13 protein-coding genes and 1 pseudogene are annotated in these 12932 nt (G+C 67.9%); 3 read left to right on the top strand and 11 right to left on the bottom strand.

Translation table 11 applies throughout. The annotated features are described in order from the left end of the window. Window positions 1-58 precede the first annotated feature (58 nt). Complete coding sequence (locus tag ACR2JI_RS16865; RefSeq protein WP_526392057.1) at window positions 59-220, top strand: DUF3073 family protein; 162 nt, start codon at window positions 59-61, stop codon at window positions 218-220. Here ACR2JI_RS16865 and purM read toward each other — a convergent pair. After that, the gene (purM, locus tag ACR2JI_RS16870) at window positions 217-1335 is read right to left on the bottom strand and encodes a phosphoribosylformylglycinamidine cyclo-ligase (protein ID WP_526392034.1); all 1119 of its coding nucleotides are present in this window, start codon (window positions 1333-1335) and stop codon (window positions 217-219) included. The genes ACR2JI_RS16865 and purM overlap by 4 nt on opposite strands. A gap of 30 nt (window positions 1336-1365) precedes the next feature. Continuing rightward, complete coding sequence (locus ACR2JI_RS16875; protein ID WP_526392036.1) at window positions 1366-1983, bottom strand: DUF2461 domain-containing protein; 618 nt, start codon at window positions 1981-1983, stop codon at window positions 1366-1368. 53 nt (window positions 1984-2036) lie between these two features. Between ACR2JI_RS16875 and ACR2JI_RS16880 the strand changes: the two genes are divergently transcribed. Together ACR2JI_RS16880 and ACR2JI_RS16885 are read left to right on the top strand one after the other, a co-directional pair. Then, the gene (locus ACR2JI_RS16880) at window positions 2037-2468 is read left to right on the top strand and encodes a cupin domain-containing protein (protein WP_526392038.1); all 432 of its coding nucleotides are present in this window, start codon (window positions 2037-2039) and stop codon (window positions 2466-2468) included. Then, a complete protein-coding gene (locus ACR2JI_RS16885) occupies window positions 2468-3787 on the top strand; it encodes a DUF2867 domain-containing protein (RefSeq protein WP_526392040.1) in 1320 nt (439 codons plus the stop codon). Before ACR2JI_RS16880 ends, ACR2JI_RS16885 begins: the two co-directional genes overlap by 1 nt. A gap of 16 nt (window positions 3788-3803) precedes the next feature. On the opposite strand, the gene purF is transcribed toward ACR2JI_RS16885, so the two are convergent. The 9 genes and pseudogenes from purF to ACR2JI_RS16930 all read right to left on the bottom strand — a co-directional run. Beyond that, window positions 3804-5312, bottom strand: coding sequence for an amidophosphoribosyltransferase (purF, locus tag ACR2JI_RS16890; RefSeq protein ID WP_526392042.1), 1509 nt, complete (start codon window positions 5310-5312; stop codon window positions 3804-3806). 82 nt (window positions 5313-5394) lie between these two features. Continuing rightward, on the bottom strand, window positions 5395-5793 hold the full coding sequence (locus ACR2JI_RS16895; protein WP_526392044.1) for a sterol carrier family protein: 399 nt from the start codon (window positions 5791-5793) through the stop codon (window positions 5395-5397). After that, window positions 5790-6422 carry an Rv0804 family intramembrane glutamic endopeptidase gene (locus tag ACR2JI_RS16900; protein WP_526392046.1) on the bottom strand — a complete coding sequence of 211 codons (633 nt, stop codon included), beginning with the start codon at window positions 6420-6422 and terminating at the stop codon, window positions 5790-5792. The genes ACR2JI_RS16895 and ACR2JI_RS16900 overlap by 4 nt, the downstream gene beginning before the upstream one ends. Then, window positions 6419-8140 carry an alpha/beta hydrolase gene (locus ACR2JI_RS16905; RefSeq protein WP_526392049.1) on the bottom strand — a complete coding sequence of 574 codons (1722 nt, stop codon included), beginning with the start codon at window positions 8138-8140 and terminating at the stop codon, window positions 6419-6421. The genes ACR2JI_RS16900 and ACR2JI_RS16905 overlap by 4 nt, the downstream gene beginning before the upstream one ends. Next, entirely contained in the window at window positions 8137-10413 is a 2277-nt protein-coding gene (purL, locus tag ACR2JI_RS16910) for a phosphoribosylformylglycinamidine synthase subunit PurL (protein ID WP_526392051.1), read from the bottom strand. Before purL ends, ACR2JI_RS16905 begins: the two co-directional genes overlap by 4 nt. Before the next feature lie 9 nt (window positions 10414-10422). After that, window positions 10423-11697 carry a M18 family aminopeptidase gene (locus ACR2JI_RS16915; RefSeq protein WP_526392053.1) on the bottom strand — a complete coding sequence of 425 codons (1275 nt, stop codon included), beginning with the start codon at window positions 11695-11697 and terminating at the stop codon, window positions 10423-10425. Window positions 11698-11700: 3 nt separating this feature from the next. Continuing rightward, window positions 11701-12375 (bottom strand): phosphoribosylformylglycinamidine synthase subunit PurQ, encoded by a 675-nt coding sequence (purQ, locus tag ACR2JI_RS16920; protein WP_526392059.1) that lies wholly within the window; start codon window positions 12373-12375, stop codon window positions 11701-11703. A gap of 32 nt (window positions 12376-12407) precedes the next feature. Continuing rightward, on the bottom strand, window positions 12408-12647 hold the full coding sequence (purS, locus tag ACR2JI_RS16925) for a phosphoribosylformylglycinamidine synthase subunit PurS (protein ID WP_526392055.1): 240 nt from the start codon (window positions 12645-12647) through the stop codon (window positions 12408-12410). A 63-nt stretch (window positions 12648-12710) separates the two neighbouring features. Further along, a pseudogene (locus ACR2JI_RS16930) lies at window positions 12711-12932 on the bottom strand (ATPase); the annotation flags it as partial.

Raw genomic sequence — 12932 nt, forward strand, 5'->3', positions numbered from 1 at the left:
ACTGATCCGGAGCCGCCTGACTTCAGGCCGCTCCGTTATTGCGCGAGGGGGTTCCCCCATGGGCCGCGGCCGGGCTAAGGCAAAGCAGACCAAGGTTGCCCGAGAGCTGAAATACAGCTCTCCGCAAACCGACTTCAGCCGGCTCCAACAGGAGTTGACCGGAACGGGCGAAGGCGAACCCGATCAGGAATCGTTCGACGAGGACGACTGGCGGCGCTAGAAGCGCGGGTGCTGACCCACTAGCGTCGCGCGCGGGCCGTCGCCGGCCTTCGCGGGCGCCTTGGTGACACTGCCCAGCGTCCAGCAGTTTAGGTGGCGTGCGGTCAGGATCGCCATGGCGCGGTCGGTGTCTTCGGCCGCCACGACGGCGACCATGCCGACGCCCATGTTGAAGGTCTTCTCCATCTCGGCCCGCTCAATGCGTCCGCGCTGGGCAATCAGCCCGAACACCGGCGCCGGGGTCCAGCTGCCGCGGTCGATCTCTGCGATCAGCCCGTTGGGAATGACTCGCTCCAGGTTGCCCGCCAGCCCACCGCCGGTGACGTGGCAGAAGGTGTGCACCTGGGTCTCGGCCGTCAGCGCCAGGCAGTCCTTGGCGTAGATCCGGGTGGGTTCGAGCAGTTCCTCGCCCAGGGTGCGGCCGAACTCCTCGACATGGCCGGCCAGGTTCATCCGGTCGATCTCCAGGAGCACCTTGCGGGCCAGGGAGTAACCGTTGGAATGCAGGCCCGATGAGCCCATCGCGATGATGACGTCACCGGGCCGCACCCGGTCGGGTCCCAGAACGTCGTCGGCCTCCACCACGCCCACGCCGGTGGCGGAGATGTCGTAGTGATCGGGCTCCATCAATCCGGGATGTTCGGCGGTCTCGCCGCCGAGCAGGGCGCAGCCGGCGATGACGCACCCCTCGGCGATGCCCGAGACGATTGCGGCCACCCGCTCGGGCACGGTGCGTCCGACGGCGATGTAGTCCTGCAGAAACAGCGGTTCGGCGCCGCAGACCACGAGATCGTCGACCACCATCGCGACCAGGTCCAGCCCCACGGTGTCGTGTTTGTCCATGGCCTGGGCGATGGCCAGCTTGGTGCCCACGCCGTCGGTGGAGGCGGCCAGCACCGGCTCCCGGTAGTCGCCGCGCAGCTCGAACAGTCCGGCGAAGCCGCCCAGACCACCGCGGACCTCGGGACGGGTGGCCCGCTTGGCCAGGGGCTTGAACAACTCGACCGCGCGATCGCCGGCCTCGATGTCGACACCGGCCGATGCATAGGAGGTTCCAGCGGACGCCCCTGCGGTTTCAGCGTGGGCGGATTTCTCTGTGGAGGGCTTGCCGGACATCGCCGCTAAGGCTACCCGGCCCCACCCGGGTCAGCCGACGTACCGGGTCAGCCACCCGTTGAGCGGCGCCCCGGCGCGCAGGGTGGCGATCACCCGATCCTTGGCTTTGGCGGTGCCCAGCCAGGCCCCCACCGGCCAATCCTTCATCATCGCGACACCCTTGTGCCGGAGCAGTTCGATGCGGGGGTGGTCGGTGGGAAATCCCCTCGGCGCCGTCTTGAGCACCTCGTGGGCCATGATCTGGTAGCCGGCCGCTCGCAGGTCGGCGACGATACCGGCGAGTTGAGGTCCGGATTTCTCGTCGTCGACCGCGTCGCGGTAGCGCTGCAGCGCAGCCGGATCGGGCATGTACAGCCCGCCGCCGACCGAGAGCCCGTCGGCGGAGAACGAGACATAGCCGGTGCCCCGAGTCGCCGCGCAGTTCGTCTTGTACGAGGTCTTGTCAGCGCTGAAGCGGACGTCCCGGTAGGGGCGGAATAGCTTGCCCGCACCGAACTCGTCGGCCAGTTCGACCAGTAGCTGCTCCATCGGGCCGCGCACATTCCGCTCGTAGACGGCCTTGTGTTCCTGCCAGTACACCTTGGAGTTGTCGGCCTCCAGGCCCTCGTAGAACTCGACCGCCTCGATGGGCCAGCCCTTGAACGTCATGGGGTTCATTGTGCTGGCCCGCGGCCGGCACGGCATATGACACCCTAGGACTCATGAAGGCACTGCAGTTGTGGACAGCGATCGGCATGGCGATATCCGCCGTTGCCCTCGCGGGTCCGGCCGGGGCGACACCGGCGGTCGGGGTGGATGTGCAGACGCTGTCGCAGAACACCGTCGACGGAACCGCGTACACGATCACCACGGTCACCGTCGCGCCCGGCGGTTCGACCGGCTGGCACTACCACCCCGGTGAGGTCTACGGGGTGATCCGAGCGGGCACGATGACGCACTACGACGGGAGCTGCGTCATCGACGAGTTGTACAACGCCGGTGCCGCGGTGGCCGAGGGTGTCGGACCCGGTTTCGTGCACAACGGCCTCAACCAGGGCTCCACCCCGCTGGTCATGGACGTGACCTACATCAACCCGGTGGGCGCCCCGATGTCGGTGGAGGCGCCCGCACCCGCCGGATGCCGGGTCTCCTGATGGGTGAGCAGAAGTTGCGCTGCCTGGTGACCGGCGCCACCGGCTATGTCGGTGGCCGGCTGGTGCCACGCCTGCTGGACAACGGGTTCGAGGTGCGCGCACTGGCGCGTACCCCGGAGAAGCTGGCACGCGTCCCGTGGCGAGATCGCATCGAGGTGGCCAAGGGAGACCTCGGCGACCCCGAGTCACTCGCGGCGGCATTCGAGAACGTCGACGTCGTGTACTACCTGGTCCACTCGATGGGGTTCGAGAAGGACTTCGCCGCCGAGGAACGGCGCGCGGCGCAGAATGTGGTGGCCGCAGCCCGTCGGGCCGGGGTCCGCCGCATGGTCTATCTGTCGGGCCTGCATCCCGAAGATGCCCAACTGTCAACGCATTTGGGGTCACGCACCACCGTCGGCGAGATTCTCATCGCCTCCGGAATCGAGACGATCGTGCTGCAGGCCGGGGTGGTGGTCGGTTCCGGCTCGGCCTCGTTCGAGATGATCCGCCACCTCACCGACCGGCTGCCGGTGATGACAACCCCCAAGTGGGTGCACAACAAAATCCAGCCCATCGCCATCCGCGATGTTCTGCACTACCTGGTCGCCGCTGCCACCTGTCCGGTGCCGGCGTCGCGCACCTGGGATATCGGTGGACCCGATGTCCTGGAGTACGGCGACATGATGCAGATCTACGCCGAGGTGGCCGGTCTACGACCGCGGCGCATCCTGGTACTGCCGGTGCTGACTCCGCGGATCGCCGCGCTGTGGGTCGGACTGGTGACCCCGATACCGTCCGGTCTGGCCCGCCCACTGGTGGAGTCGCTGCACTGCGACGCGGTGATGGCCAACCACGACATCGACACCATCATCGGCCAGCCCGAAGGCGGTCTGACCCCGTACCGTCGCTCAGTTTCACTGGCCCTGGCCCGGATCGCCCGCGGCGAGATCGAGACCACCTGGAACACCGGAACCGCGGCGCAACTGCCGACCGACCCGGAATGGGCCGGCGAGGTGGTCTACACCGACATCCGGTCCCGGCACACCTCGGCCACCCCCGACCAATTGTGGAAGGCCGTGGAGGGCAGCGCACCGAAACACTGGCGGGTCGAGGAACGTGCACCGGGCCGGCTCAAACTGCGCGCCGAACGGCGTGGTCCCGGTGACCGGTGGCTCGAGATGCGGGTCACCCCTGAAGGAGCCGGAAGCCGCTACGAGCAGCAGGCCATCTTCTACCCACGCGGGCTGCTGGGCCGGCTCTACTGGTTCGCGGGGCGGCCGCTGCAGGCTTTCGCACTGGACCGTCGGGTGAAGAAAGTGACCTCGGCCGTCAGGTAGGACCGATTCCTCGGCCTTACGGCCGGCTCAGTGCCGACACGTTGTCGTTGTCGGCCTGCACCGCGGCGAGCATGTTCTCCACCACGTTCTTGCCCAATGCTGTCGCACTGGGAAGTTCGATCGGGTAGTTGCCGTCGAAGCAGGCACAGCACAACCGGGTGACGGGTTGTTCTGTGGCAGCGACCATTCCGTGCTGGGAGATATATCCGAGGCTGTCGGCGCCGATCGCGTGCCGAACCGCGTCGAGCATCTCCCCGTCGTCGGTCTGGGTGCCCGGGGCATTGGCGATCAGTTCGGCCGGTGTCGCGAAGTCGATACCGTAGAAGCACGGCCACTTGACCGGAGGGGAGGCGATCCGCACATGGACCTCCACCGCACCGGCCTCGCGCAACATCCGGATCAGGGCCCGCTGGGTGTTACCCCGCACGATCGAGTCGTCGACGACGATGAGGCGCTTGCCGCGGATGACCTCTTTGAGCGGGTTGAGCTTGAGCCGGATGCCCAGCTGCCGAATCGTCTGGGACGGCTGGATGAAGGTGCGTCCCACGTAGGCGTTCTTCATCAGACCCTGACCGAACGGGATGCCTGACTCCTGGGCGTACCCCACCGCGGCGGGGGTGCCCGACTCGGGTACCCCGATCACCAGGTCGGCGTCAACCGGCTTCTCGCGAGCCAGCCGGCGACCGATGTTGACGCGGGCGGCATGCACCGATCGGCCGGCGATGACGCTGTCCGGCCGGGCGAGGTAGACGTACTCGAAGACACATGCCTTCGGCGTCGGGGGCGCGAACCGGGTGGAGCGCACGCCGTCGGCGTCGATGGCGAGCAGTTCACCGGGTTCGATATCGCGGACGAATGAGGCGCCGACGATGTCGAGGGCAGCCGTCTCGGAGGCCACCACCCAACCGCGGTCGAGGCGGCCCAGCGACAGCGGACGCACACCGTAGGGATCACGGGCGGCATAGAGGGTGGTCTCGTCCATGAAGACCAGACAGAAGGCGCCGCGCACGCTGGGCAGCAATTCCAGCGCCGCCTGCTCGATGCTGGTGTCGGCCGCGCCGCCGGCCAGCAGCGCGCCGAGGATGTCGGAGTCGGTGGTCGCGGCACCCGGCATGTTGGGGTTGATCAGGCCGGCATCGCGGGCCCGGCGCGCGAGATCGGTGGTGTTGACCAGATTTCCGTTGTGCCCCAAGGCAACTCCGGTACCGGCGGCAGTGTTGCGGAATACCGGCTGCGCGTTCTCCCACGTGGTGGAGCCGGTGGTGGAGTAGCGGCAGTGACCGATCGCGACATGTCCGGGCATCGCAGCCAGCGTCTGCTCGTCGAACACCTGGCTGACCAGACCGAGATCCTTGAAGACCAGCACCTGTGACCCGTCCGCGACGGCGATACCGGCCGCTTCCTGTCCGCGGTGCTGCAACGCGTAGAGCCCGTAGTAGGTGAGTTTCGCGACTTCTTCGCCGGGAGCCCAGACGCCGAAGACGCCGCACTCCTCGCGGGGAGGGTTTTCCAGCTGGCCGGTCACGGTATGGGTGCTCCCTGACGTGTCGGAGGTGTCCCTGAGTTTACGGTCATTCGGGTCAAACAGGGAAACCCTGCGATATGTGTCACTGAAGTTCGGATTCGGAGATGCCGACCAGGGGAAACCAGGCTGCGATCTCCGCCGCCCGCCCCCCGGAGAGGCTCACCCGGCCGGCGGCGACGACCCGGTCGAAGCCGACCAGCCCGCAGGCCAGCTGTAGCCAGGTGCGCGGATCGGTCTCGACCACGTTGGGCGGGGTCCCCCGGGTGTGGCGCGGACCCGGGATGCACTGCACGGCGACAAACGGCGGGACCCGGACTTCCACACTGGCACCCGGTGCTATCGCCGCCAGCGTGCGCGCGGTCAGCCGCACCGCCGCGCCGATCACCGCCCGGTCGGGTTCGCCCGCGGCGTCATCGCTCAGCCAGGCGGCCACCGCGAGGACTGCATCGCGGGTCGCCCGAGGGTCTGCGCCGCGACTCACCGCTCACCGCCGCCGAAGCGCTGTACCGCCATGGCCCCGAGTGCGCCGGCCTCGTTGATCGCCAGGTGCGCCAGCATCGGTGCGGCCAGACTGCCGGACCGCTCGGCGAGAAGCCCGAAGCACCACCCCGCCAGTCCGGTGAGCGCCACGGTGCCCAGCATGGTCTCCCCGGTGCCGCGGGCGTCGGGGACGTGGCTGAGCCCGAAGGCGACTGACTGCAACAGCCGGCCACGCTGCGGCCCGAAGGCGTCGGCGGCGATCGCGGACAGCGCTCCGCGAAACGCCATCTCCTCCGACCACACCGTGCCCAGCGGGATCTCCACCGCCAGCCAGCGCCAGGGCCGCGGCGGAAGGCTGCGATCGCGCATCGCAACGCGCACACCGGTCAGCGCGGTGGCCGCGGCCACCCCGGCGGTCACCGCTGCCGCGACCCCGGCGCCGAGTCGCAGTCCCCGGTAGACCGGTGGTGGCCGCAATCCCAGCGGAGCGCGGGTCGCGACCGCCAGCGCTGTCCCGATGCCCGCCTGAATCAGCGGATGGCGCCGCCACGGCTGGTCCAGGCCTGCGGTGAAACTCCAGCCGACCAACGCACCGGAGAGGGCGAGCGCGCGGATTGCCTTGCCGCTCATCGGAACTCCGGCCCGCCGGCGGCCATCGCCTGCTCAAGCGAGCGGCGGATCCGGTCAGTGTCGGCGTCGGTCCATCCCGGGGGCGCGGCGACCGCGACCCAGCCGTCGAGTTGGCTGTCTCCGTAATTGTGACCGTGGCCGACGGGCACGGACTCGGAACTGGTGACGTTGCCGACCATATCGGCGGAAACCTGCCAGAAGGTGACGATCGGATACCACCGCATGGATGCCGAGCGGTCATGCCCGGGCGACTCGTCGAGCCAGTCCGGCTTGGCGAAGAGTAGCTCCGGTGACCACCACACCACCGGATCAGAGGCGTGCTGGAGGAACAGCACCCGGGTCCCGTCCCACGGAGTTGCGGCCACGGCCGCGATCTCCGCGGAACCGGATGCCTGGGCGAAGCGCACGGTACGACCGTCGTCGTAGCGTGGCTGGACTTCCGGGGTGCCCGGATCACGGCGGGCGGTCAGCGCACTCCACAGCGGACTGGAATTGGGCGGGCCGACCCACAGCACCGCGGAGAACCCCTTGTCCACCACGTCGGGAAGGTAGTTGAACGCACCCTGCCCGGACAGCGAGCCGAGACTCTCGCCGAACAGCATGAGCCTGGGGCGGCGCTGCGGGTCCCAGCCCAGCCAGCGATCGTGGATCGCGTCGATCATCGCCCTGCCGGCTTCCAACGACTTCTGCTGGTCGACAAGGAAAGAGATCCAACTCGGCAGGAAGGAGTACTGCATGGCCACCAGTGCCGTGTCACCGTTGTACATCGATTCGATCGACCGGGCGGCCACCGGGTCCACCCATCCGGTCCCGGTGGTGGGGATGATGACCAGGACCTTGCGCTCGAAGGCCCGGGTGCGCGCCAACTCCGAGAGCAGCACCGCGGTGCGCCCCTGGATGGAGTCCGCCGAATCCAGGCCGGCATAGATCCGGATGGGCTCCTCGGCGGGCCGGCCGTTGAGTTGTTCCAGATCGTCGGCATGCGGACCGGATGCGACGAAGTTGCGGCCCTGGAATCCCAGGGTGTCCCACGCCACGAACGATGCCGGGCTACCTGACTTCTCCGGTGCAAGCGGCTGCTGGACACCGGCTCGGGTTGCGGCGTTGCGCGGCTGGAACATCGTGGTGGCCCCGGCGACGAATCCTCGGTACAGCACTCCGTTGACCAGCATGACGGTCACCATCACGACGATCGCCGCCCCGATGAACATGGCAACCTCGCTGTCGATCTGCAATCGACGGATCATCAACCGCGCGAGAAACTTGATGCTGTCCTTGATGATTCGCGATCCGGCGATGAGCGCACCGCCGACCGCAATCGCGACCGGAACGGTCCGAAGGTAGTCAGCGGTCACCGGGCCGTCGATACCCATCACCGCGCAGATCTGCCGCTGCCAGTAGGCCGCAGGCCGGGCCATCAGAAGTACGGCACCAACGGATCCGATGACCACAGCCGTCTGCAATGCGTAGCGCACCCGGGTGGGCAGCGGCCACCATGACCGGCCACGCAGTAAGAGTCGTCGAACCAACCCGCCGGCCAGCACCCCGAGTCCGTAGCCGATCGCGGCGTTGATCCCGCCGATGAGACCGGCCATGAACCAGTCCCGCGGCATCAGCGACGGGGTCAGCGACAAGCAGAAGAACAGCGCCGCGAACGCGACACCGGTGAAGTCCAGACGCAGCAGGCCGAGCGCCCAGGCCGCCGGTGACTGGCTCATCCGAACAGACTGGGCAGCACTCCCTCGGAGGTGCTGCGCAGTTCCTCCAGACCGATGGTGAAAAGTCCCTGCACCTCGACCGAATCCGACCCGCTGTCGGAGACGCCGATCCGGGTGGCGGGCAACCCGCGTGCCTCGCACATCGCCGCGAACCGGGTCTCCTCAGTGCGCGGCACGGCGACAAGTGCCCGTCCGGCCGACTCGGAGAACAGGAGTACGAACGGATCGACTCCCTCAGGAAGCACGATGCGGCAACCGCATTCGCCGGCCATCGCCGACTCGACGACCGCCTGGATCAGGCCACCCTCGCTGAGATCGTGCGCGGCCGACACCAGGCCGTCGCGGGACGCGGAGACCAGGACTTCGCCGAGCAATCTCTCCCGGGCCAGGTCCACCTCGGGGGGCAGCCCACCGAGGTGGTCCGCGGTGACCTGCGCCCAGATCGAACCGTCGAACTCATCACGGGTGTCCCCGAGCAGGTACAGCGTCTCGCCTGGTTCGGTACCGAGCGCGGTGGGCAACCGACGGTGCACATCGTCGATCACGCCGAGCACCCCGACCACCGGCGTGGGCAGGATCGGCGTGGCGCCGGTCTGGTTGTAGAAGCTGACGTTGCCGCCGGTGACCGGGATGCCGAGCACCGCACATCCGTCGGCCAGTCCCCGCACCGCCTGGGAGAACTGCCACATGACTCCCGGATCCTCCGGAGAACCGAAGTTGAGGCAGTTGGTCACCGCGATCGGGGTGGCGCCGGTGACCGCGACATTGCGGTAGGCCTCCGCCAGTGCCAACTGCGCACCGGCATACGGATCGAGTTGGGTGTAGCGACCCGAGGCGTCGGTGGACACCGCGATCCCACGGCCGGTCTGCTCGTCGATGCGCAACACTCCGCCGTCGGCATGCTCGGCGAGCACGGTGTTGCCGCGCACGTAGCGGTCGTACTGCTCGGTGATGAACGCCCGGCTGCACAGATGCGGACTGCCGAGCAACGCGAGCAAAGTCGCTCGCAACTGATCACCGGTACCCGGCCGCGGCAGTTTCGCCGAGGTATCGGCGTTGAGAGCGTCCTGGGTGTCGGGCCGCGCCAGCGGCCGCTGATAGATCGGACCCTCATGGGCCACCGTGCGGGGCGGGACGTCGACGACGGTCTCGCCATGCCAGGTGATCTTCAGCCGTTCGCCGTCGGCGACCTCGCCGATCACCGTGGCCAGCACATCCCACTTGCGGCAGACCGCCATGAACTTCTCGACGTTCTCCGGGGAGACGACGGCGCACATCCGTTCCTGCGACTCACTGGACAGGATCTCGGCCGGCGTCATATTCGCCGCACGCAGCGGCACGGTGTCCAGTTCGATGGTCATGCCACCGTCACCGGCCGACGCGAGTTCCGATGTCGCACAAGATAATCCGGCGCCACCGAGATCCTGAATGCCGACCACCAACCGGGCGGCATACAGCTCCAGGCAGCATTCGATCAACACCTTCTCCATGAACGGATCCCCGACCTGGACGGCCGGCAGCTTTTTGCGGCCCGTTCCGGACTCGTCCCCCGAGAAGGTGTCACTGGCCAGAACAGATACCCCGCCGATACCGTCCAGACCGGTGCGGGCTCCGAAAAGGATGATCTTGTTGCCGGTTCCCGACGCGAACGCGAGGTGCAGATCCTCCTTGCGCAGTACGCCCACACACATCGCGTTGACCAACGGATTACCGGCGTAGGACGCGTCGAAGACGGTCTCGCCGCCGATATTGGGCAGTCCCAAAGAGTTCCCGTATCCACCGATACCGCGCACCACCCCGTCGACCACCCGGCGGGTATCGGGGGCGTCAGCGGCGCCGAACCGCAACTGGTCCATCACCGCCACCGGGCGCGCGCCCATGGCCATGATGTCGCGCACGATCCCACCGACCCCGGTCGCGGCCCCCTGATAAGGCTCGACGTAGGAGGGGTGGTTATGCGACTCGACTTTGAAGGTCACCGCCCAGCCGTCACCGATGTCCACCACGCCGGCGTTCTCGCCGATGCCCGCGAGCATCCCGGACCGCATCGCCTCGGTGGTGGTCTCACCGAAGTAGCGGAGGTGCACCTTGGAGGATTTGTACGAGCAGTGCTCACTCCACATCACCGAGTACATGGCCAGTTCGGCGTCGGTGGGACGGCGGCCGAGGATATCCCGGATCCGCTGATACTCGTCATCCTTGAGCCCGAGCTCATGATAGGGCTGGGGATGGTCAGGAGTGGCCGCCGCGTGCGCGACGGAATCGACTGTCACGGTCCTAGCTTATTCGGGCGAGAGGAACGCTTGCAGCGCGGCGGCATAAGCGCCCACATCCGCCGACCCCATGAGCTCCCGCGCCGAATGCATGGCCAGCTGGGGTGCGCCGACATCGACGGTCGGGATGCCGGTGCGGGCCGCCGTCATCGGCCCGATGGTCGACCCGCACGGCAGATCGGCCCGGTGTTCGTAGCGCTGCAACGGCACCCCGGCCTGACGGCAGGCGAGCTCGAAAGCGGCCGCGGTGCGGCTGTCGGTGGCGTAGCGCAGGTTTGGCTGGACCTTGAGAACCGGACCACCGTTGACGGCGATGAGGTGACCCGGCTCATGACGCTCGGGATAGTTCGGGTGGGTGGCGTGCGCCATATCACCGGAGGCCACCATCGATCCGGTCAGGCGGCGCAGGAAGTCCTCCCGGTCGCCGCCGGCCGCGAGCACGATCCGCTCCAGCGTGGTGATCAGCAGATCGGATTGCGCGCCGTGGTCGGAGGTGGAGCCGACCTCCTCGTGATCGAACAGTGCCAGCACCGGGATGTAGTGCCCGGGTTCGGCGGCCAGGAACGCCTCGAGGCCTGCGTAGCAGGTGGCCTGGTTGTCGAGCCTGGGCGCGCTGACGAATTCCTCGTCGGCGCCGGTCAACCGTGACGGCGTCAGATCGTGGGTCATCAGGTCGGCCGAGAGCAGGTCGACGGGGTCGATTCCGGCGCGCTCGGCGATGAACGCCCGCAGTGAGCGCGGCCGCTCGCCCACACCCCAGACCGCGTTGACATGGCGCTGCGGGTCCAGGGTCAGCGAGCCCCGATCCTCGGCCAGGTGGATCGCGAGCTGCGGCACCCGCAGGATCGGTTCGTCGACACGCACCAGTCGGTGGGTGACACCACCGGCGGCGTCGCGCACCGAGAGCCGGCCACTCAGACCCAGATCCCGGTCCAGCCAGGAGTTCAGCCATGCTCCGCCGTAGGGCGCCAGGGCGACGACCTGCCAGCCGGCCACCACCCTGTCGGGATGCTGTTTGACGCGCAGGTTGGGGCTGTCGGTGTGGGCGCCCACGATCCGGAACGGCCGGTGCCGGTTCGCGGTGCTGTTCCAGGCGACCAGCGATCCGGACCGCAGCGTGAAGTACCGGCCCCCGTCGTCGTTGCCGCCGGGCCAGCGGTCGGCTTCGGCGAGTTCGGTGTAGCCGACGGCCCTCAGCCTGTCGGCGACGGTGTCGCAGAGGTGAAACGGCGATGGCGACGCGTCGATGAACTCGCAGAGTTCGCGTCCGTTTGCCCTCGCCATGAATCAGGCCGTAAGCACGGCGTCGAGCGCGGAGTAGAACATCCCCAGCCCGTCGTCGGACGGTCCGGTGAGTGGCTCAGTGGCGTGCTCGGGGTGCGGCATCAGACCGACCACCCTGCCGTTGGCCGAACTGATACCGGCGATATCGCGCATCGAACCATTGAGGTTGTCGATGTAGCGGAATGCCACCCGGCCCTCACCCTCGAGTTCGTCGAGCACCGATTCACTTGCCACATAACGACCTTCGCCGGACTTCAGCGGCACCAGAAGCTCAGCACCGCGCTCGTAGCGCGATGTCCACGCGGTGCTGACGGAGTCGACCTTGAGCCAGACGTCGCGACAGATGAAGTGCAGACCGGCGTTGCGGGCGAGCGCGCCGGGCAGCAGACCCGCCTCACACAGCACCTGAAAACCGTTGCAGATGCCCAGCACCGGCATTCCGCGGCCCGCGGCGGCGATCACCTCGCCCATCACCGGCGCGAATTTGGCGATGGCACCACAGCGCAGGTAGTCGCCGTAGGAGAAGCCTCCGGGGACCACCACGGCGTCCACACCTTTGAGGTCGGCATCGGCATGCCACAGGTCGACCGACTCGGCACCGGCCAACCGCACGGCACGGGCGGCGTCGACCTCGTCGAGAGTGCCGGGAAAGGTGATGACGCCGACACGTGCGCTGATGTGCGATCCGCCCTCGGCTTCCCGCCGGCCGCTCACGCCGGTTCCCGGGTGACCGACCAGTCCTCGATGACGGTGTTGGCCAACAGTGACTCGGCGAGCTCGGCGAGCTCGGCGTCGGTCACGGTGTCGTCGACCTCCAGCTCGAACCGCTTGCCTTGGCGCACTTCGGAAACACCCGGGTGGCCGAGCCGACCCAGCGCCCCGACGATGGCCTGGCCCTGCGGGTCCAGAATCTCCGCCTTCGGCATCACGTTGACAACTACCCGGGCCACGCGGCTCCTCTGATCTGGGGGATGGTGCCCGTTGATCCTACTTCTCGACTGTGGGCAGCCGCGTCACTGACATGAACCGAGGTAGGCGCTGCACAGTGGAGCTCCCAGGGCATCGAGTAGCGCCGTATCGGAGAGGGTCGGATACGGGATCGCCGGCGGAGCGCTCGACCACAGAGCCAGTTCGGTCACCGTGCTGCTGATCGGGTCGGCCAACAGATACTGGTGCAGGATCACCGGCCCGCTGATCACCGCGGCGAGCCGATCCGGCTCATCAAGGGTGAGCGA

This window comes from Mycobacterium sp., assembly GCF_051006775.1.
Classification (GTDB): domain Bacteria; phylum Actinomycetota; class Actinomycetes; order Mycobacteriales; family Mycobacteriaceae; genus Mycobacterium.